Origin of the sequence: Microbacterium sp. 22303 (assembly GCF_052045265.1) — a bacterium.
Taxonomy (GTDB): domain Bacteria; phylum Actinomycetota; class Actinomycetes; order Actinomycetales; family Microbacteriaceae; genus Microbacterium.
In genome coordinates, this window is record NZ_JBQEOQ010000008.1 from 122,544 (window position 1) to 142,758 (window position 20,215).

Sequence of the window (20,215 nt, forward strand, 5' to 3'; positions counted from 1 at the left end):
GCATCGCCCTGCTGTTGCGGAACGGGAACCGGTACGGTGGATGCGAGGAGGAGGTCGGAGTGGGAAAGAGTGCGGACGTCATTGCCGAGGGCGTGGCGATCGCCACATCCGCCGCCCGGCTGACCGTCAAGAACCACATCCTCGTGGGCACGATCGCGCAGGGCGGATCCTTCGACGTCGCCAAGTACATGAACGACGCGCACGAGGCGCTGCTCGCACTTGCCGCGGAGTCGGACGAGGCGGCGGAGCTCGCCAACAAGCTGCGCAAGCGCGCCCACGGCCGGTACTCCGATCCGCACGGCACGCACGACTACCGCGACCGCGACGTGCGAAACCTCAAGAAGCGCGCCAAGCAGTCCTCCGCCGTGGCCGACCGGCTGCGCGAGATGGCCGACGACCCCGAGACGCTGCGGTTCCTCGTGGAGGCGGCGCGTGCCGCCGCCTGGAGCGACGTCGCAGGGAACCTGCAGAGCCGGCTCACGGTCGAGGCGATGCGGCCGGACGAGGATCCGGACTACGCCACGATGCGTGAGGCGCGGATGCAGGCGCTGCGGCTCGTCGACCTGCAGGCGCTCGCCTCGGACCAGCGCGCGCGCCGCAAGAACCGCGAGAAGGCCGACAAGGCTGCGGAGAAGGCCGGCAAAGCGGCCGCGAAGGCGGCGGAGCGCGAGGAGAAGCGCGCCGCTCGCCAGATGCTCTGATCCCCGCCACGCCCGGCGGTACCGTTCGCGGCGCTCTCGATTCGCGTTCCGCCCCGCCTCTGGGGTATTGTTGACGAGGCCCGCGAGAGCGGGCGGTCTTGTGAAAGACCGGATGCGCCTGTAGCTCAATGGATAGAGCATCTGACTACGGATCAGAAGGTTGGGGGTTCGAGTCCCTCCAGGCGCACACTGTGTTGAGACAGTAAGAAACGGCCCGCTTCGGCGGGCCGTTTCGCTTTTCCCGGGTCGAGCCGGCTGGTCGATCGCTGACCGTCTCGCTTGAATCAGCGGACCGGAACGTCAGCGGGTATTCGGATACGCCCGCGCCATCAGAGTTGCCCCAGCTGTGCCGCGATGTCGGCGGTGTCAATGAAGATGCGTTCGGAGACGACGCGATCGTCGTCTCCGAATGTGATGACGGCGATCATCTCGAGGGCGATGGCGCGGCCGGTGGGGGCCAGGCCCGCGTATGAGCCGTCGTGCGTTCCCTCGAACCGCACGAGCATCGAACCCGTGTCACCCTCCTGCCCGAGCGGATCGATCGTCGCCCGCAGGTCGCTGAAGCCCTCGAAGAGGGCGTTCTCGCGTTCGAACAGAGCATCGAGTCCCTTCTGGGGACCGGTGAGGGGCGAGTCGTATTCGGCGGGTTCGGCCCAGAGGGCGATGATCGCCGCGGGGTCGTGCGCGTTGACAGCCGAGGCGGCACGCTGGGCGAAGTCGTGGATCTACATGGTGTGATCTCCTCTGATCAGATGGTGTGAAGGGTGACGGTGCGGGTCTGGGTTCAGGGACGGACGGAGCGTTCGGCAATGTCCAGCGCCAGGCGTTCGGGCAGTCGTGGGGCGAGCCAGGAGACGAACGCGTTGGCACGTCCGTCGACCACCGAGGGGCGCCCGCGCCGGAGGGCGCGCAGCCCCGTCTCGACGACCTGCTCCGGCGTACGCCTGTTGCCGACGGAGGCGGCGTCTCCGGCGGTGGCGAAGAACGCGGTATCGGTCGCGCCGGGGCAGAGCGCGAGCACGTCGACTCCGGTACCGCGCGTTTCTCGCCAGAGCGCACGCGTGAAGGTGAGCACGAACGCCTTCGACGCCGAGTACACCGACATGTGCGGCACGGGCTGGAACCCCGCGGTGCTCGCTACGTTGATGACTGCTCCACGCCCGCGGGCCAGCATCGCCGGCAGCAGGAGCGCGGTGAGCGCCGTGAGACTGCTCACATTCACGGCGATCTGTGTCATCGCAGTCTCCAGACCGGCCGTGCCCACGTCTCCGTGGATGCCGAGACCGGCGTTGTTGATGAGCGCATCGACGACGATCCCCTCCTCGGCGAGCCGGGCCACCAACGTCGCAGCAGCGCCCGGGGAGTCGAGGTCATGGGAGATCGCGGTGACCTGCACCCGATGGTGCGCGGTCAGTTCGCGGGCCAGCTCTTCGAGAACATCCCGGCGACGTGCGACGAGAATCAGGTCGCTGCCGGCGGCGGCCATGCGCTGGGCGAAGGCGCGACCGATGCCCGATGATGCGCCCGTGATCAGTGTGGTGCTGCCTGCGGCGATGGTGCGCACGATACTCCTTTAATTAAACAAACCAGTCGGTCTATTTAAGCGAGAATATACTACGAGGGTGTCTCAGCGTCCAGATGTTCTCGACGAGCCCGCTCCGCGCGCGGGACGGGTCGGTCGACCGGCCGGCCCCACCGCCCAGGGCGCGGCCTCGCGGGAGGCGATCGTCGATGCCGCTGCCGGCGTGTTCGCCCGGCTTGGATACGACAAGGCCCGGATGGCCGACATCATCGATGCGAGCGGCCTGTCCAAGGGCTCTGTGTACTTCCATTTCGACAGCAAGGAGACCCTCGCCGTCGTCGTCCTGGAAGCACGTCAGGCGCGGTGGCTCCGTGACGTCGAGAACCTCCTCGAGGCAGCCGCACCAGGCGTGCCGCGCCTGCGGCGGCTGCTGCCCGCGATGCTCGAGCTGCACCGCGCCGATCCTGATGCCTGGGTGATCTCCCGGCTCATTTCCAATCTCGCGGCGGTCGAATCGACGCGAGAACTCGCGGCGGAGATGACTCAGCGATGGATCGACCTCGTCGCCGGTCTCATCGAGGACGCGACGACGGGCTCGGAGGAGCAGGGCGCCGCCATTCTCGCGACTGTCCTCGTCGGCGCATTCGACGGGTTGAAGATCACCATCGATGTCACGACGCGGGGCGACCGGGACGCCGCCGCGGAGGCCCTGGCCGAGGGCGGTGCCATCCTGGAGCGGATGCTGCTGTCCACCCTCGGCCTCCCACCGAGCTGAGCTCCGCGGGCTTCAGTCGAACGTGGCGTCCAGTGCGGCGTTCAGATCCGCCAGGAGATCCGCCGTGTCCTCGAGACCCACCGAGAGGCGCAGGTGCCCGAGCCGCCGGAACGGCTCGGGGTAGGCGGCGACCCGCCCTCCCTCGGTGCCGGTGTGCACGATCAGCGAGTCGTCATGGCCCAGGGAGAAGCCCGAGGTGATCAGGCGCAGGTTCGCGACGAACCGGTTCTGCGTCGCCGGGTCGCCGTCGACGGCGAACGACATCATCCCGCCGAAGCCGCGATCGAACTGGCGGACGGCGAGGTCGTGCTGCGGGTGCGACGGAAGCCCCGGATAGCAGACGTACGCGACGCGCGCATCCGCGTCGAGGAACTCGGCGATCGCCTGCGCCGACTCGCCGTGCTGGCGCATGCGCATCGGCAGCGTCACGGAGCCGCGCGTGATCAGCCAGGCGTTGAAGGGCGAGATGATGCCGCCGACGTCGACCATGGCGTCGGCCTTGATCGGATCGATGAGCTCGCGACGCCCGACGACCGCGCCGGCCATGGCGTCGCCGTGACCGTTGATGTACTTGGAGAGCGAGTGCACGACGAGATCGGCCCCGTCCCGCAGCGGGCGGTACACGGGCGGCGGGGTGAAGGTGGAGTCGACCATGAGGAGGGCGCCCGCCTCATGCGCGATCTCGGCGATCGCGGCGACGTCGGTGACCTGGGTCGTAGGGTTCGCGATCGCCTCGACGCAGACCAGCCGGGTGTTCGGGCGCATGGCCGCGCGGACGGCGTCGAAGTCGGTGATGTCGACGAACGTCGCCTCGATGCCGTAGCGCTGCGGCAGCAGCTCCGACCACAGGCGCCATGTGGCCTCGTAGACCACGTCGCTGACGACGACGTGGTCTCCCGCGCGCACGTACGTGAAGAACACGGCGTGCAGGGCGGCCACGCCCGATGCGAGCGCCACCGCGTCCTCCCCGCCGTCCAGGGCGGCGAGCTTCTCCTGCAGGGCCTGCTGGTTCACGCCCGTGTTGCGGGTGTAGAGGCCCGGCGCATTGGCCGACCAGCTGATCTCGCTGGGGTCGTCGGGCAGCTGGTACGAGTTCGCCATGACGAGCGGGGTGCGCAGCGCCAGGGTCGAATCGACATGGATTCCGCCGTGCACGGCAAGGCTCGAATCGGACAGGGTGCCGGGCTGGGTGCGGTCGGGACGTTCGGGCATGCGATCCTCCTGGGCTGGGGCCGCCGACGGTGGCGGCCCTCATACTTGGTGTGTTATATCTGCATCTTCAGTTGTTTATATTGCACGAATTACGAAGGGTCAAGATGGACGGGACGGACCACAGGATCCTCGCGGAGCTGACGGCGGACGCGCGCACACCCCTCGTCGCTCTCGCCTCGCGCGTGCATCTCTCCCGCAACGCCGTGAAGCAGCGCATCGAGCGGATGGAGCGCGACGGCGTCATCGGCGGCTACACCGTCGTGCCCGGTGAGGCGGCGTCCCGGAGGACGACCGCGATCGTGCTGGTCTACCGGGAGGACCGCATGCGCGGGGCGCACGTCGTGACAGAGCTCTCCCGTATTCCCGAGATCGTGCGCTGCGATGTCCTGTCCGGCGAGTTCGATCTGCTCGCCATCGTGCAGGCGGACGGCATGGATCGGATCGGCGAGATCTGGGAGCACATCGCCGCGCTTCCTGGAGTGGCGAACACGGTGACGTCGATTTCGCTCGCGCAGGTCATCGATCATCCGTGAGGGGCGTCGCTCGCCGCGCCGCCCCTCGATCCGGTCAGATCGTGAGGCAGACCACCTTCGGCTGCGTCATCTCCTCGAAGGCGAAGCGGACGCCCTCGCGTCCCATGCTGCCGTATTTGGCGCCGCCGAACGGCATGCTGTCGACCCGGTAGTCCGAGGAGTCGTTGATCATCACGCCGCCGGCCTCGATCCGCTCCGACACGCGCAGTGCCCGCGACAGGTCAGAGGTGAAGACACCGGCGTGCAGCGCGTACTCGATCTCGTCGGCCTGGGCGACGGCCTCGTCCTCGGTGTCGAACGGCGAGAGCACGGCGATCGGCGCGAATGCCTCGTCGCACCACAGGGCGCAGGAGAACGGCACGTCCTCGACCACCGTGGGCCAGTACACGGATCCTTCTCGGCGGTGCCCGGCGAGCACCCGCGCCCCCACGGCGACCGCGTCGTCCACGAGGCGCTCGGCGCGTTCGGCGGCGGCGTGCGAGATCATCGGCCCCACGTCCGTGCGTTCGTCGGAGGGGTCGCCGGCGATCAGCGCCTGCGTGCGCGCGACGAAGGCGGCGCGGAACTCCTCGTGCACCTCGCGCTGCACGAGGATCCGCTGCGCGCCGACGCAGTTCTGACCGGCCGCCCAGAACGCGCCCGAGACGCAGGCCTCGACGGCAGCGGGGACGTCCGCGTCCGAGAACACGATGACCGGGGCGTTGCCGCCGAGCTCCATCGCGAGCCGCTTGAGTCCGGCGCCGCGGGCGATCGCCTCGCCGGTCGCGAAGCCGCCCGTGAACGACACCAGACGCACGTCGCGCGCGGCGATGAGCGCCTGCGCGAGCTCGCGGTCGCCGTGCACGACGGTGACGACCTCGGGCGGCATTCCCGCCTCGATGAGCAGGCCGACGAGGAAGCGAGCGGTGATCGGCGTGAAAGGAGACGGCTTCAGGATCACCGCATCCCCGGCGGCCAGCGCAGGACCCAGCTTGTGCGCGACCAGGTTGAGGGCGTCGTTGTACGGCGTGATCGCGACGACCAGGCCGAGCGGTTCGCGGGTGAACCAGCCGCGCCGGTCGGCGGATCCCTCGAACGCGTCGAACGGGATCACCTCGCCCGCGTTCGAGCGGGCCGCCTCTGCCGACAGCGACAGGGTCGTCACGGCGCGGCGCACCTCCTTGCGGGCCTGGCGGATGGTCTTGCCCGCCTCCCGGACGATCAGCCCGGCGGCCTCGTCGGACCGGGAGCGCAGCAGCGCGGCGGCGCGATCGAGGATGCCGTGGCGCTCGAATCGGGTGAGCCCTCGCGCGATCGCGAAGCCCGCTGTGGCGCGCGCGAGGATGGACTCCAGGTCTGCGGGAGTGCTGCGCGGCACCGCTCCGATCACCTGACCGTCGTAGGCATCGTGGACGAGCAGCTCGTCGCGACTCACGTCGGAGTGGCGCGTCTCGGTGGGGGCGGTGCTCATCGTGCCGTCTCCGCCAGGGCGCGCTGGTGCGCGTCGATCGCGATGATGTCGGACAGCAGCGCGTACGCCGTCTCGATGCGGCCGGCGCCCGGGCCCGACACAGTCACGGCGCCGAGCATGTCGGTGTCGAACGAGACCGCGTTGGTGGCTCCGGACACGCCCGCCAGCGGGTGCGCGAGCGGCAGCGCGACCGGCTCCACCGATGCGACGACCTCGCCGTCCGCGGTGCGGGTGGCCGATCCGATCAGCTTCCAGCGCCGGCCCTCGGCGGCCGCCGTGGCGATGTCCTCCGGTGTGATGGCGGAGATCCCGCGACGAACGACGTCCGCGGTCGTGATTCCGGCGCCCAGGATCTCGTTGGCGAGGATCACGACCTTGAGCTGCACGTCGGATCCCTCGATGTCGGCGCTCGGATCCGCCTCGGCATAACCCAGCGCCTGCGCCTCGGCGACGGCGTCGGCGAGCGTCGCGCCGGCCTCCATCCGTCCGAGGACGAAGTTGCTCGTACCGTTCAGGATCCCCTCGACCCCCGAGATGCGCGTGCCGCGGAGCATGTCCGACGCGAAGCGGAGCACGGGGGTTCCGCTCATCACCGCGCCCTCGTGCGCGAACCGCACGCCGTGGTCGGCGGCGATGCGGTGCAGTTCGGCGCCGGCGAGTGCGACCGGGCCCTTGTTCGTGGTCGTGACGCTCTTCCCGCTCTCGAGCGCCGCGCGCACGTGCGACACGGCAGGCTCTCCGTCGACCGGATTCGTGAACGTGGCCTCCACGACGATGTCCGCGGTGGTGTTGCGGATGATGAAGTCGTTCTGCGGCACCGCAGCGCCGCCGGGCATGCCTGCGAACGTGGCGCCCTCGGGCATCGCGAACACCGCGCCCAGGTCGATTCCGTCGGCGCGCATGAGCGAGCCGAGCCGGAGGTCGGTGATCGCGACGACGCGGAGTTCGAAACCGAGATCGTCGGCGAGCGCCGTTCCACGGGTATGGACGATCTCGGCGAGGGCGCGGTTGACGCCGCCGAAGCCGATGAGGGCGAGGTCGTGACGATGCACGGCGGACTCCTTCGAGAGAGTGGATGGATACTGCGGCCCCCATCCTCGAGGCGCGGGGTGGCGGGGCGCGCCTGCCCGAGTGGCGGCGGGGACTGCCGTTGCGGCGGTCCGTCCGACGATCTGTCCGGACCTGCGGCAAGCGGCGGTCTCCGCTGCGCCGGCGCTTGTGCGGGGGTGCGGCGCCGGGTAATGTCCCGAAACAATTCGTGCGACATCGACACACAGCTGTGGTGATATAGCACGAAACCTTTCGTCTCAGCCCCACCCGAACCCTTGAATGCGAGACCTCATGAGCCCACTGCCCGGGGAGAAAGAACTCCCCAACGCCCTGCCCCGCACCACCGCGACCCAGGTACCGCTGCGCCGACTGCAGCGTTCGATGGATGCGCGCCACCTGATCATGATCGCTCTGGGCGGTGTGATCGGATCCGGCCTGTTCCTCAGCTCGGGCTACACGATCAGCCAGGCCGGTCCGCTCGGTGCGATCATCGCCTACCTGATCGGCGCGTTCGTGGTCTACCTCGTGATGGCGTGCCTGGGCGAGCTCGCCACCGCCTACCCGGTGTCCGGCGCGTTCCACATCTACGCCTCCCGCTCGATCGGCCCGGCCACGGGCTTCACGACCGCCTGGCTGTACTGGCTGTGCTGGGTGGTCGCCCTCGGCTCCGAGTTCACGGCGGCGGGCATCCTCATGCAGCGCTGGTTCCCGGCCGTGCCGGTCTGGGTCTGGTGCCTCATCTTCGCGGCCGTGCTGTTCACGATCAACGCGATCTCCGCCCGCGTGTTCGGCGAGACCGAGTTCTGGTTCTCGCTCATCAAGGTGCTCGCCATCGTGGTGCTCATCGTGCTCGGCGCCGCCGCCATCTTCGGGTTCACGCCGCTGTCGGCTGAGCACCCGGCCGCGCTGCTGTTCCGCAACTTCGACACGCCCCACGGACTCTTCCCGGGTGGCGTCGGCGGCGTGCTGATGACCTCGCTCGCCGTGTTCTACGCGTTCAGCGGATCCGAGCTCATCGGCGTCGCCGCGGGCGAGACGAAGGATCCCGGCCGCAACATCCCCCGCGCGCTGCGCTCCACGGTGCTGCGCCTGCTCGTGCTCTTCGTGGGATCCATCACCGTGATCGCCGCGATCCTGCCCTACGACAAGGCGGGCGTGACCAGCAGCCCGTTCGTCGACGTGTTCCAGTACGTCGGGGTGCCGTTCGCGCCCGACATCATGAACTTCGTCATCATCACGGCGCTGCTGTCGGCGGGCAACAGCGGGCTGTTCTCGTGCGCGCGCATGCTGTTCTCGCTCGCGGAGGAGGGGCACGCCCCGAAGGCGTTCACCCGGCTCACCCGGCGCGGCATCCCGATCGTCGCGCTCAGCGTGAGCATGGTTCTCGGACTGGTCTCGCTGCTGTCCAGCGTGATCGCCGCCGAGACCGTCTACCTCGTCCTCGTGTCGATCGCGGGCTTCGCGGTCGTGGCCGTGTGGATGTCGATCGTCGCGGCGCAGTTCTTCCACCGCAGGGCGTTCCTGCGCGGGGGCGGCGACCTGGCGACGCTGCCCTACCGCACGCCGCTGTACCCGGTGGTGCCGATCCTCGCGTTCGTGCTGCTGCTGATCTCCGTCATCGCGATCGCGTTCGACCCGAACCAGGTCGCCGCGCTGTACTTCGGCGTGCCGTTCGTGGGCCTGTGCTACCTGTACTTCTGGTGGCGGTACGGGCGGCGCGGCGCCGCACGCGTCGAGGTCGTCTCGGAGGAGGCGCCGGTCGACCGCGCCGAGGATCCGGCCGCCGAGGAGCCCATCGCAGGCATCGGGCGATGACCCGCGGACCGGGATGGATCGAGGTCGACGTCGACGCGATCGCGTACAACGTCGCGACGGTTCTGCACGAGCTCGGCCCCACGCCGCTGTGCGGGGTGGTCAAGGCCGATGCGTATGGCCACGGCGTCGATCTCGTCCTCCCGGTCCTCATGGCGGCGGGCGTCGACATGATCGGCGTCACCGCGAACGAGGAGGCGCACAGCGCGCGGCGGCTCGGATTCCGCGGCCGGATCCTGCGCGTGCGCCCCGCGTTGCGCGAGGAGATCGAGGACGCGGCCTCGGCGCGCGTCGAGGAGTGGGTGGGCGGCCTCGCCCACGCCCGCGAGATCGACGCGGCCGCACGGATGATCGGTCGCCGGATTCCAGCACACGTCTCGATCAACGCCACCGGGCTCAGCCGTGACGGGGTCGACCTGGGTCGTGCGGGCGGTCGCGACGAGGTGAGTGCCATCGGCGCCCTGCCCGGCCTGCATCCGATCGGCGTCTGCGCGCACTTCCCCTGCGAGGATGAGCGCGACGTCGCCGAGGGCGCGGAGGCCTTCCGTTCGCAGTCCGCCGAGGCGGTCGCTCTGCTCGGGCCGGACACGGTCCGGCGCGTCGAGCGGCACTGCGCGACCTCGTTCGCGGCGCTGACCGTGCCGGCATCGAGGTTCGATCGGGCGCGCGTGGGGGCCGCGCTCTACGGAGACACCTCGGCGCGGCCCGGCCTGCTGCGACCGGCACTGCGTCTGCTCTCGCGGGTCGCCGCCGTCAACGTCTATCCGACGGGCAGCACCGTCGGCTACGACCGGACGCATCGGACGGCGCGGACCTCCCGCCTCGCCGTCGTCCCGCTCGGGTACGCCGATGGCTTCCACCGCGTGCTCGGCGGTCGTGCCGAGGTGCTCGTGGGCGGGCGACGGGCGCCGGTGGTCGACCGGCACGCGATGAACACCCTCATCGTCGATGTCACGGACCACCCCGGGGTGCAGGTCGGGGACGAGGTGGTGCTCGCTGGCGCGCAGGGGGACGAGGAGATCACGATGCAGGATCTGGAACAGGCCTCGGGCCAGATCGCCGCCGACCTCTACACCGCGTGGGGTCGCCTGCTGCCCCGCCGCGTGCGCAGCGGGACGCCGTCGTGAGCGGCGCGAAGGCCCCGGGTAGGCTGGCCGGATCCGGGTCGCTCCGGACGCTGCCGGTCGAAGGGGGAAGCAGGATGTCCGCTCCCTCGTCGCTGTCCCAGGGGCTGACGCTGCTCGAATCCGCGGTCGAGCGCGAGCGCTCCGGCCGGGCCGGCTACAACGCCTCCCGACTCGCGGACACGTCCGGCATCGAGCGGAGCCGCGTGTCCCGGTTGACCACGGAGCTGCGGGCGCTGCACTTCCTCGAACGCGACGACGCCGGTGTGCTCAGCGCCGGCGACGCCTACTTCCGGACGGCCGCCGCGCTCGAGCAGCCGTGGCTGCGTGCCGCCCGGAGCGAGCTGCGGATCCTGGCCTCGACACTGAGGATGACGGCCCTGCTCGTGGCCGCGGACGGTCCTCGAGCGCTGCTGCTGCGCTCCGCGACCGGCGTGGGTTCGGCCGACGCCGCCGCGCCCTACGGGATCGTGCCGATCTGGTGCACGGGTGCCGGGAGGGCCCTGCTGTGGGACGATTCCCGGCCGGATCTGGGGGAGAGGCTGCGAGAGGTGCGGTTCGTCGGCATCGGCGGTCCGGCTGCCGCGCGTACGACGGACGAGGTGCACGACCTCATGGAGCGCGACCGCGCGGACGGGCTCATCGTGGCCGCGGACGAGTACGCGGAAGGCGTGACGGAGATCGCCCTACCGATCCGGGCGCGGGGGGAGATCGTGGCCTCGATCGCCCTGAGCGGTGCGCTGCGGAGTGACGGGCGGATTCGCACGGCCCGCGCCGCGCTGGCGGCGGCGCGCGATCGACTGAGCGCCCTGGCGACCGGTCAGTGAGCGGCGCGGTCTCTGCGGCGTCCGTCGGGCGCGCCGAGCGCGGCCGACAGCGCCTCGGCTGCAGCGACGCACGCCTCCGCGAGCTGGGCGGTGCGCGGTTGCAGGGTGCTTCGCTCCCCGACGATCTGCACACCCGCGGCCACCTCGTCGCGGAAGTCCCAGACGGGGGCCGAGACGGAGTACAGCCCGGGCTCGGCCTCCTGATCGACGAGCGCGTACCCGAGGGTGCGCGCCTCCCGCAGCCGGTCGAGGAAATCCTCTGCGGAGGCCGGCGCGTTCGGTCCCGGACTCGTGAACGCGGTCCGGGCGAAGACCGCACGCACCTCCTCGTCGGACGCGTCCCAGAGCACGGCACGCCCGGCGTCGCTGCAGAAGGCGGGATAGGCGCGGCCGACCCAGGATCCGATCATCCCGGACTCCCGGGGGATGCTCTCCACGATGGTCAAGGTGCTGTCGCCCTGCAGGACGCCGAGGAAGCAGGCCTCGCCGACGGTCTCGGCGAGCTCGTCGAGCACCTGCAGTCCCGCGGTGCGCAAGCGGCGATCCGTGAGGTCCTGCGCGGTGGCGTACCAGCTCCATGCCAGCCGGTAGCGGTGGTCCTCACCGCGCACGACGAGGTCGCGGTCGGCGAGGGCGGACAGAGTGCGCGACACCTGCGAGCGCTCCCGTTCGAGGGCGAGCGCGACGTCGCGGACGGAGACGCCGTCCGAGTCGTCGACCGACAACGCGGCGAGCGTGGAGAGCACGTCGAAGCCACGTCCCATGCTCGTCCGGGTCGGGTCGAGATCCTCGGCGAACGGCATGGCATGAGCGTACTCGACCGCCGGGATCCCTCCGGCAGATCGAGCAGAGGAAGGGCGGGACGATGACCGAATCGACGCACGTCGATCGCGAGAGCGAGTTCGCCGCGCTCACGATCCTGGACGGCGGGATGTCGACCGCCCTCGAGCAGCAGGGGATCGAGGTGGGCGGTGCGCTGTGGACGGCGCGACTGCTCGCCGATGAGCCGGAGCGCATCGCACGCGCCCACCGCGCGTTCTTCGAGGCCGGAGCCCAGGTCGCGACGACTGCGACCTACCAGGCGAGCGAACGCGGTTTCGTCGCCGCCGGTATGGATGCCGCCGAGGCTCGGGCGCTCATGGCGCGCGGGGTGACGATCGCGCGGGGGGCGCGAGACGAGTGCGCTGTCTCCAGGCCGGGGCTGCTCGTGGCGGCGTCGGTGGGCCCCTATGGCGCCGTGCTCGGCGACGGCTCCGAGTACCGGGGCCGGTACGGCGTCGCCGCGTGGCAGTTGCGTGACTTCCATGGTCCGCGTCTCGAGGCGCTCGCCGCCGCCGGTCCTGATCTGTTCGCGGTCGAGACCATCCCTGACCTCGAGGAAGCCGCGGTGATCGCTGCGCTGCTCGACGACCTCGGTGTGCCGGCCTGGTTCAGCTACTCCGTGCGCGGCGACGATACCTGCGCCGGGCAGCCGCTGGCCGAGGCCTATGCCGCGCTCGCCGGCTCGCGCACGGTGATCGCTGCGGGCGTCAACTGCTCGGACGAGAACGACGTGCTGGGCGCGGTGGAGACGGCGGTGGGGCAGACCGGGCTCCCGGCGGTCGCATATCCGAACCACGGCGGCGTGTGGGACAGCGCGACGAAGACCTGGTCTCGGGCGCGTCCCCTCGACCTCGACCTCGTGGATGCCTGGATCGCCGCCGGCGCCCGCTACGTGGGCGGCTGCTGCGGCTACGGCCCCGGCGACATCGCTGCACTGGCACGGCGCCTCGACCGACGCGATCCCCCTGCCGTGCCGCCCGGGCTGCTGCGCGAGCCTTAGCCCGTCCATAGCGGTGCCAAAGCGCTCGTCCCGGGGCGCTGTCGAGCATGGATCCCATGACCCAGGATCCGACTCTCGACCTCGACCTCGACCTCGTCGTCCCCGTGCACAACGAGCAGGACACGCTCGAGCAGAGCATCGCGCTGCTGCACGAGCACCTCAGCGCCGAGGCGCCGGGCTCCTGGCGGATCACGATCGCCGACAACGCCAGCACCGACGGTACGGCGGCGATCGCCGATGGGCTGGCCGAGCGGCTCGATCGCGTGGCGGTGGTGCACCTGGCGGAGAAGGGACGGGGTCGCGCGCTCAAGGCGGCCTGGTCGACATCGCCGGCCCGGGTGCTCGTCTACCTCGACGAGGACCTGTCCACCGATCTGCGCGCACTGCTGCCGCTGGTCGCCCCGCTGCTCAGCGGCCATTCCGACCTCGCGATCGGATCCCGCCTGGCGATCGCGTCACGCATCGTGCGCGGCGGCAAGCGCGAGTTCGTCTCGCGCTCCTACAACGCGCTGCTGCGCAGCACGTTCGGCGTGCGGTTCAGTGACGCACAGTGCGGGTTCAAGGCGATCCGCGCCGATGTCGCGCGTCGTCTGCTGCCGTATGTCGAGGACACCGGCTGGTTCTTCGACACCGAGCTGCTGATCCTCGCGGAGCGTGCGGGGCTGCGGATCCACGAGGTGCCCGTCGATTGGATCGACGACCCGCACAGCTCGGTCGACATCGTCGCGACCGCGACCGCCGACCTCAAGGGGATGGTGCGTGTCGGCGCCGGTCTCGCGCGTGGTCGGATCCCCGTCGACGACCTCTATCGAGAAATCGGGCGGCACCCGTTCGCCCAGCCGCGGACGCCCCTGATCGCCCAGGTCTCGCGCTTCGGCGTGATCGGAGTGCTCTCCACGATCGCCTACGCGTTGGTCTACCTGGTTCTCCAGGTGATGATGCCCGCGCAGACCGCGAACTTCCTGGCGCTGCTCGTCACCGCGATCGCCAATACCGCCGCGAATCGCCGCTTCACCTTCGGCATCCGCGGCAGAGCCGGTGCCACGACGCATCATCTGCAGGGCCTCGTGGTCTTCGGGATGGCCTGGGCGCTCACGAGCGGATCCCTCGTCCTGCTGCACTCGGCGGATCCGCATCCGGGCGCCTTCGCGGAGGTGGGCGTGCTCACCCTCGCGAACCTCGTCGCCACGCTGCTGCGATTCGCGCTGCTGAAGGTCTGGGTGTTCCGCGAGCCGGCGCGCAGACGCGCCGGCACTGCACCCGCCGAACTCGTCGAACCGCTGTCCACCCGGCACCACCTCACCACTCTCGCTCAGGAGGCGAACCGATCATGAACGCATCCGTGGCCGTCGCGCCCGCTCTGCCCACCCACCCGCCGACCGGATCGCACCCGGTTGTGGTGAACAGCGCCGTCCTCGCGACCCGGCGATCCCGCTGGGAGGCGCCCGCCTATGCCGGCGCGCTTCTGCTGACCGGGATCCTGTACGTCTGGAACCTCGCCTCGAGCGGCTGGGCCAACGCGTTCTACTCCGCCGCCGTGCAGGCCGGCACGCAGAACTGGGTCGCGTTCTTCTACGGATCCAGCGATGCCGGCAACTCCATCACGGTGGACAAGCCGCCGGCGAGCCTGTGGGTGATGGAACTGTCGGCGAGGATCTTCGGGCTCAGCTCGTGGAGCATCCTCGTTCCCGAGGCGCTCATGGGTGTGGCGACCGCCGCGATCATCCTGTTCACCGTGCGGCGCCGGTTCGGCGCGGCCGCGGCGCTGGTGTCGACGGGCGTCTTCGCGCTGACCCCGGTCGCCGCGCTCATGTTCCGGTTCAACAACCCGGATGCGCTGCTCCTGCTGCTGCTGACCGCATCGGTGGCGATGACCCTGCGCGCGATCGACCGGAATCGGCTGCGCTGGCTGCTGCTCGCCGGGGTCGCGGTCGGCTTCGGGTTCTTGACCAAGCAGCTGCAGGCGTTCCTCGTGCTGCCGGTGCTCGCCGGTCTGTACGCCGCGTTCGCGGGTGTCCCGATCCTGAAGCGGCTCTGGCATCTGCTGGCCGCGCTGGGCGCCGTGATCGTCTCGGCGGGCTGGTGGGTCGCCGTGGTCGAGCTCGTCCCGGCATCGGCACGGCCCTACATCGGGGGCTCGCAGACGAACAGCTTCCTGGAGCTCACCTTCGGCTACAACGGCCTCGGCCGGCTCACCGGGAACGAGACCGGAAGCGTCACCGGAGGTGGTGGCACGGCCGCGGCCGGCGGTGGCGGGATGTGGGGATCCACCGGCCTGTTCCGCCTCTTCGAGAACGAGATCGGCGGGCAGATCTCCTGGCTGATCCCCGCGGCCCTGATCCTCTGCGCCGGGGCCCTCGTGCTCATCGGCCGGGCGCCCCGTCGGGATCCTCGCCGCATCCTGATCGTCGCGTTCGCGAGCTGGCTCGTCGTCACGATGCTCGCGTTCAGCTTCATGGCCGGGATCTTCCACGCCTACTACACGGTCGCGCTGGCCGCGCCGCTCGCCGGGCTCGTCGGGGCATCCGGCGCCGTCCTGTTCCGGCACCGGGGCCGGCTGTGGGTGCGCATCCTGCTCGCGGTGTCCGCGGTCGTCACCGCCGCCTGGGCCTGGGTGCTGCTGGACCGCGCGGTCTCCTGGCTGCCGTGGCTGAAGGTCGTCGTGCTGATCGTCTCGGCGGCCGGTGCGCTGCTCGCCCTCATCCCGCCGCGGTCTCGGATCCTCACCGCCGCGACACTCTCCGCGCTGCTCGTGGGGGCACTCCTCGCCCCTGCCGCGTACACGATCGAAACGGTCGGCGCGGCCCACTCCGGCTCGATCGTGACCGCGGGGCCGACGGTCCAGGGCGGCATGGGCGGATTCGGCGGGCGCGGCTTCACCGGTGGTGCGCCGGGTGGCAACGGCGGCTTCGGAGGCCGCGCACCCGGTGGCAACGGGTTCCCCGGAGGCCAGACCGGCACGGGAACGCAAGGTGGCACGGGAATGCCGGGAGGCACGGGAGCACAGGGCGGCGCCGTAGCGGCGGGTGGGCGCGGCGCGGGCGGCGCGGGCGGGCTGCTCGAGGCCTCCACGGTCAGCTCCGCCATGAAGACGCTCCTCACGGTCGACGCCTCGAGTTACACCTGGGCCGCGGCGGCGATCGGCTCTCAGACCGCGGCCGGGTACCAGCTGGGCACGGGTGCGGCCGTGATGCCGATCGGCGGCTTCAACGGCAGCGATCCCTCACCGACGCTCGCCCAGTTCCAGGCCTACGTGGCATCGGGACGGATCCACTACTTCATCGCCGGCGGGCGGATGGGAGGATCGAACGGCGGCAGCGACGTGTCGTCCCAGATCCAGCAGTGGGTCGAGGCGAACTTCACGGCGAAGACCGTCGACGGCGTGACGGTCTACAACCTGACGGCGCAGAATTGAACCGGCAGGGGCGAGGGGAGCAGATCATGGCTGACATCACGACCGACCCCGAGGCCGCCGCGGCTTCGATGCCCCTCGGCCTGCCGCCGATCGTGCGGGCCGATGGCACTCCGGCGCGGGCGCTCGTGGTCGACGACGAGCAGGCGCTCGCCGCGGCGGTCGGCGGGTCGCTGGGCGCCGACGGCTGGGAGGTGCGGGTGGAGCACCGCGGACGCAGTGCGTTGATCGCGGTCCGCGAGTTCCAGCCGGACGTGGTCGTGCTCGACATCATGATGCCGGACATCGACGGGCTGGACACCCTGGAGCGGATCCGTGCGATCCGGCCCGAGATCCGGGTGCTGTTCCTCACCGCGCTGGACAGCCACGACGACCGCATCGCGGGGCTCCGCGCAGGCGGGGACGACTATCTCACGAAGCCCTTCGCGATCGCCGAGCTGCAGGCGAGAGTGCGGGTGCTGGCCCGCACCGCTGCGGCGATCGGGCGGCCCTCCGAGGCGCAGCTCCGGGTCGGCGACCTCGCGGTGGACAAGGGCGAGGCCACGGCCGTTCTCGCCGGATCGCCGCTCGAGCTCACCCCGACCGAGTTCGAGCTGCTGCTCCTGCTCGCCAACAACGCCGGGCGCGTGCTGCGCCGTGCGCAGATCCTCGAGGCGGTCTGGGGCTACGACTTCGGCACCGAGTCGAACCTGGTCGAGGTGTACGTGTCGAGTCTGCGCCGCAAGCTCGCGGCATCGACGGCGCTGAGCCTGGAGACGGTGCGGCTGGTCGGCTACGTGCTGCGCGTCGCGGACGGTGCGGGCAGTGGATCCGTTCGGGTCGACGGATCCGGATCCGGATCCGGATCCGGCTCTGGACCAGGTTCTGAATCCGGTTCCGGGGGAGGCTTATGAGACGCCCTCGCAGCCTCCGCCTGCAGGTGGTGCTCATCGCCTCGGCCCTGGTCGCGGCGGTGAGCATCGTCGTCGGTGTGGTCGCGGTGCTGTCGTTGCACGACTACATGCTGGGGCAGGTGGACGCCCGCCTGAACGGCGCGGCCGCGCGCGGGGCCGACATCGCCGGGGGCCGCGGGCCGGGTTCGACGCCCGGGACGACACCTCAGACCAGCCCTGGCGCCACGCCGGCGCCCACGCCGCCCCCGCGACCCAGCCGCAACGACGTGGTCGGGGCGCCCGGCCAGTCGGCGGGCACGATCACGGCGATCTTCCGCGATGGCGCGTTCGAGCTCGGCGGCTGGATCGCCTCCGACGGCGTGCGGCACGATCTCACCGCCGCGCAGAAGAAGCTCCTCGCCGCGCGCCTGCCCACCGGATCCGCGGACCGCACCGCGCCGGTCACGGTCGACCTCGGCAGTTCGCTCGGCGATTACCGCGTGGCCGGGCGCACGACGCCCAGCGGTGTGGGCGTCGTCACGGCGCTGCCGCTGGACTCGGTGACGGCGGTGACCGGGCGACTGACGCTCGTGGTGGTGCTGGTGGGCGCCGCCTGCTTCGTACTCGCGATGGCGGCCGCGGCGGTCGCGATGGGCCGAGCGCTGCGTCCGCTGCGACGCGTCGCGCACACGGCGGCGGCGGTCACGGCGGTGCCGCTCGATCGGGGAGAGGTGCGGCTCGCCGAGCGCGTCGAGGCGCGCGACATCGCCTCGACCGCCGAGGTCGGCCAGGTCGGCGCCGCTCTGAACGACATGCTCGATCACGTCGAGAACGCCCTCGCGCAGCGCGAGGCGAGTGAGTCGACGATGCGACGCTTCGTCGCGGACGCCAGCCACGAGCTGCGCACCCCGCTCGCCACGATCCGCGCGTACGCCCAGCTCTCCGGCCGGTCCGACGCCGAGGAACGGGAGGTCCGCGGCAACGCGGCGCTCATCGATGTCGAGGGTGTGCGGATGGGCGCGCTCATCGACCAGCTGCTCCTGCTCGCGCGCCTCGACGCGCTGCCCGAGCTGGCGCGCGACGAGGTCGACCTGCGGCTGCTCGTCGCCGAGGCGGTGCTCGCCGCCCGCCTCGCGGGCTCCGAGCACACCTGGATCTTGGAGCTCGGTGAGGATCCGGCACTCGTCCGCGGCGATGCGGCGGATCTGCGCCGGGTCGTGGACAACCTCCTCGGCAACGCCCGGGTGCACACCCCGGCCGGGACGACCGTGCGCGTGCGGCTGGACGAGGTGCGGACCGGGGAGACGGCCGGCTCGGTTCGTCTCACCGTCTCCGACGACGGACCCGGCCTGCCCGACGCGGTGCGCGAGACCGTGTTCGAGCGCTTCGCCCGGGGCGAGACCTCGCGCTCGCGCGAGGGGGGCGGCACCGGTCTCGGTATGGCGATCGCCCGGGCCGTGGTCGAGGCCCACGGCGGGGCCATCGCGGTCGGCGAGGGCCCTGGCGCGACGTTCGTGGTGACGCTTCCGACAGCGCGACCGGACGCGGATCCGGGAGGCTCGGGGCGGATTACGCTGGAGGGGTGACTGCGTACGTCTCGGCCTTCGATCTGTTCTCCATCGGTGTAGGACCTTCGAGCTCCCATACCGTGGGCCCGATGCGCGCCGGCGTCGACTTCGCCGCGCGGCTCGCCGCGAACGGCACTCTCGAGCAGGTGGCCCGCGTCACCTGCTCGCTCTACGGATCCCTCGGCGCCACCGGTCTCGGCCACGGCACGCCCGACGCGGTCGTGGCGGGCTTGCGCGGCCTCACCCCCGAGACCTGCGATCCCGCGGACGTGCGCCGCGCCTGGGCCGATTGGCCCGACGGATCCTCGCTCGCGCTGAACGGCACGCACGACATCGTCTTCGAGAAGGACGACATCACGTTCGAACCGCGCACACGCCTGCCCGGCCACCCCAACGCGATGACCCTGCGTGCCCTCGACGCGGACGGGATCCATCTCGCACAGGAGACCTACTACTCGATCGGCGGCGGTTTCATCCGCCGCGACGGGGAGGAGGCCGGCCGCTCCCTGGAGAAGGCGGCCTTCCCCTTCGGGTACGCCGACGCCGCCTCGCTGCTCGAGCTCTGCGACGAGAACGGGCTGACGATCGCAGAGCTCGCGCGGCTCAACGAGACGGCGCTGCGCAGCGAGGAGGAGGTCGCGGCCGGGCTCGACGCGATCTGGAACGCCATGTCCGCCTGCGTCGATGCGGGCCTGCACGCCGAGGGAACGCTGCCCGGCATCCTCAAGGTCAAGCGTCGCGCCGGTGCGATCCGCGAGCAGCTGGACGAGGTCGAGTCAGATGGTCACCCCGCCATCCCCGGCGAGTGGTTGGGCGCGTTCGCGCTCGCCGTCAACGAGGAGAACGCCGCGGGCGGACGGGTGGTCACCGCCCCCACCAACGGCGCGGCGGGGATCCTTCCCGCCGTGGCGATGTACTGGTGGCGCTTCCTCGCCGACTCCGGTCTCGGCGCGGGCAACGCCGTCACGCCGTATGGGGAGCTGGTCGGCAGCGCGCTGCTCGGCTTCGGCGCGGAAGCGTCGCTCGTCGCGGTCGGCGCGCTCGAAGACCCCGAGGAGCTCGCCGAGGCCAACCGCCGGCGCGGCATCCGCCGGTTCCTGCTCACCGCGACGGCGCTCGGATCGCTGTTCAAGGCGAACGCGTCGATCTCCGGCGCCGAGGGCGGCTGCCAGGCCGAGGTCGGATCCGCGTGCGCGATGGCCGCCGGCGGGCTCACCGCCGTGATGGGCGGCACGAACCGGCAGATCGAGAACGCCGCCGAGATCGCCATGGAGCACCACCTCGGTCTCACCTGCGACCCGATCGGCGGACTCGTGCAGATCCCGTGCATCGAGCGCAACGCGATCGCGGCCTCCACGGCCGTGACCGCGGCCCGGCTCGCGCTGCGCGGCGACGGTCAGCACTACGTCTCGCTCGACGCCGTCGTGGAGACCATGCGCCAGACGGGCCTGGACATGTCGACGAAGTATAAGGAGACGAGCGAGGGCGGCCTCGCGGTGAACGTCATCGAGTGCTGAGTCGAGTTCTGCAGCCGG

At 71.0% G+C, this 20,215-nt stretch carries 18 protein-coding genes and 1 tRNA gene; 13 read left to right on the plus strand and 6 right to left on the minus strand.

The genetic code is table 11. From position 1 onward, the window contains the following. The first annotated feature begins 59 nt into the window (after positions 1-59). Both ACTJI8_RS19270 and ACTJI8_RS19275 read left to right on the plus strand, forming a co-directional pair. Positions 60-701 (plus strand): asparagine synthase, encoded by a 642-nt coding sequence (locus tag ACTJI8_RS19270; protein ID WP_440735048.1) that lies wholly within the window; start codon positions 60-62, stop codon positions 699-701. Between the two features lie 114 nt (positions 702-815). Further along, positions 816-888: transfer RNA gene (locus ACTJI8_RS19275), tRNA-Arg, on the plus strand. A 142-nt stretch (positions 889-1,030) separates the two neighbouring features. Here ACTJI8_RS19275 and ACTJI8_RS19280 read toward each other — a convergent pair. After that, positions 1,031-1,426, minus strand: a complete 396-nt coding sequence (locus tag ACTJI8_RS19280) for an ester cyclase (protein WP_440735082.1) — start codon at positions 1,424-1,426, stop codon at positions 1,031-1,033. A 59-nt stretch (positions 1,427-1,485) separates the two neighbouring features. Continuing rightward, positions 1,486-2,265, minus strand: a complete 780-nt coding sequence (locus ACTJI8_RS19285; RefSeq protein WP_440735049.1) for an SDR family NAD(P)-dependent oxidoreductase — start codon at positions 2,263-2,265, stop codon at positions 1,486-1,488. Between the two features lie 58 nt (positions 2,266-2,323). Between ACTJI8_RS19285 and ACTJI8_RS19290 the strand changes: the two genes are divergently transcribed. Further along, on the plus strand, positions 2,324-2,998 hold the full coding sequence (locus ACTJI8_RS19290) for a TetR family transcriptional regulator (protein ID WP_440735050.1): 675 nt from the start codon (positions 2,324-2,326) through the stop codon (positions 2,996-2,998). Positions 2,999-3,010: 12 nt separating this feature from the next. Here ACTJI8_RS19290 and ACTJI8_RS19295 read toward each other — a convergent pair whose 3' ends face one another. After that, complete coding sequence (locus tag ACTJI8_RS19295; RefSeq protein ID WP_440735051.1) at positions 3,011-4,210, minus strand: trans-sulfuration enzyme family protein; 1,200 nt, start codon at positions 4,208-4,210, stop codon at positions 3,011-3,013. A 104-nt stretch (positions 4,211-4,314) separates the two neighbouring features. Between ACTJI8_RS19295 and ACTJI8_RS19300 the strand changes: the two genes are divergently transcribed. Next, positions 4,315-4,743, plus strand: a complete 429-nt coding sequence (locus tag ACTJI8_RS19300) for an Lrp/AsnC family transcriptional regulator (RefSeq protein WP_440735052.1) — start codon at positions 4,315-4,317, stop codon at positions 4,741-4,743. 34 nt (positions 4,744-4,777) lie between these two features. On the opposite strand, the gene ACTJI8_RS19305 is transcribed toward ACTJI8_RS19300, so the two are convergent. Together ACTJI8_RS19305 and ACTJI8_RS19310 are read right to left on the minus strand one after the other, a co-directional pair. Beyond that, positions 4,778-6,193, minus strand: coding sequence for an aldehyde dehydrogenase family protein (locus ACTJI8_RS19305; protein WP_440735053.1), 1,416 nt, complete (start codon positions 6,191-6,193; stop codon positions 4,778-4,780). Further along, positions 6,190-7,245, minus strand: coding sequence for a homoserine dehydrogenase (locus ACTJI8_RS19310; protein ID WP_440735054.1), 1,056 nt, complete (start codon positions 7,243-7,245; stop codon positions 6,190-6,192). The genes ACTJI8_RS19305 and ACTJI8_RS19310 overlap by 4 nt, the downstream gene beginning before the upstream one ends. Before the next feature lie 289 nt (positions 7,246-7,534). Here ACTJI8_RS19310 and ACTJI8_RS19315 point away from each other — a divergent pair, with 289 nt between their 5' ends. From ACTJI8_RS19315 to ACTJI8_RS19325, 3 genes are all read left to right on the plus strand, one after another. Next, the gene (locus ACTJI8_RS19315) at positions 7,535-9,058 is read left to right on the plus strand and encodes an amino acid permease (RefSeq protein ID WP_440735055.1); all 1,524 of its coding nucleotides are present in this window, start codon (positions 7,535-7,537) and stop codon (positions 9,056-9,058) included. Next, complete coding sequence (alr, locus tag ACTJI8_RS19320) at positions 9,055-10,182, plus strand: alanine racemase (protein WP_440735056.1); 1,128 nt, start codon at positions 9,055-9,057, stop codon at positions 10,180-10,182. The genes ACTJI8_RS19315 and alr overlap by 4 nt, the downstream gene beginning before the upstream one ends. Before the next feature lie 74 nt (positions 10,183-10,256). Continuing rightward, a complete protein-coding gene (locus ACTJI8_RS19325; protein ID WP_440735057.1) occupies positions 10,257-11,006 on the plus strand; it encodes an IclR family transcriptional regulator domain-containing protein in 750 nt (249 codons plus the stop codon). On the opposite strand, the gene ACTJI8_RS19330 is transcribed toward ACTJI8_RS19325, so the two are convergent. Beyond that, positions 11,000-11,809: an IclR family transcriptional regulator gene (locus ACTJI8_RS19330; protein ID WP_440735058.1), complete on the minus strand. Its 810-nt coding sequence runs from the start codon at positions 11,807-11,809 to the stop codon at positions 11,000-11,002. The two genes, ACTJI8_RS19325 and ACTJI8_RS19330, sit on opposite strands and share 7 nt — an antisense overlap. A 62-nt stretch (positions 11,810-11,871) precedes the next feature. On the opposite strand from ACTJI8_RS19330, the gene mmuM reads away from it, so the two are divergent. From mmuM to ACTJI8_RS19360, 6 genes are read left to right on the plus strand one after another with little or no spacing between them, the layout of a single operon-like run. Beyond that, on the plus strand, positions 11,872-12,828 hold the full coding sequence (gene mmuM, locus ACTJI8_RS19335) for a homocysteine S-methyltransferase (RefSeq protein ID WP_440735059.1): 957 nt from the start codon (positions 11,872-11,874) through the stop codon (positions 12,826-12,828). Positions 12,829-12,884: 56 nt separating this feature from the next. Further along, positions 12,885-14,162 carry a glycosyltransferase gene (locus ACTJI8_RS19340; protein WP_440735060.1) on the plus strand — a complete coding sequence of 426 codons (1,278 nt, stop codon included), beginning with the start codon at positions 12,885-12,887 and terminating at the stop codon, positions 14,160-14,162. After that, entirely contained in the window at positions 14,159-16,243 is a 2,085-nt protein-coding gene (locus tag ACTJI8_RS19345; protein ID WP_440735061.1) for a glycosyltransferase family 39 protein, read from the plus strand. The genes ACTJI8_RS19340 and ACTJI8_RS19345 overlap by 4 nt, the downstream gene beginning before the upstream one ends. 26 nt (positions 16,244-16,269) lie before the next feature. Beyond that, a complete protein-coding gene (locus ACTJI8_RS19350; RefSeq protein ID WP_440735062.1) occupies positions 16,270-17,133 on the plus strand; it encodes a response regulator transcription factor in 864 nt (287 codons plus the stop codon). Next, on the plus strand, positions 17,130-18,698 hold the full coding sequence (locus ACTJI8_RS19355; protein ID WP_440735063.1) for a sensor histidine kinase: 1,569 nt from the start codon (positions 17,130-17,132) through the stop codon (positions 18,696-18,698). The genes ACTJI8_RS19350 and ACTJI8_RS19355 overlap by 4 nt, the downstream gene beginning before the upstream one ends. After that, on the plus strand, positions 18,695-20,197 hold the full coding sequence (locus ACTJI8_RS19360; RefSeq protein WP_440735064.1) for an L-serine ammonia-lyase, iron-sulfur-dependent, subunit alpha: 1,503 nt from the start codon (positions 18,695-18,697) through the stop codon (positions 20,195-20,197). The genes ACTJI8_RS19355 and ACTJI8_RS19360 overlap by 4 nt, the downstream gene beginning before the upstream one ends. Positions 20,198-20,215: the final 18 nt, after the last annotated feature.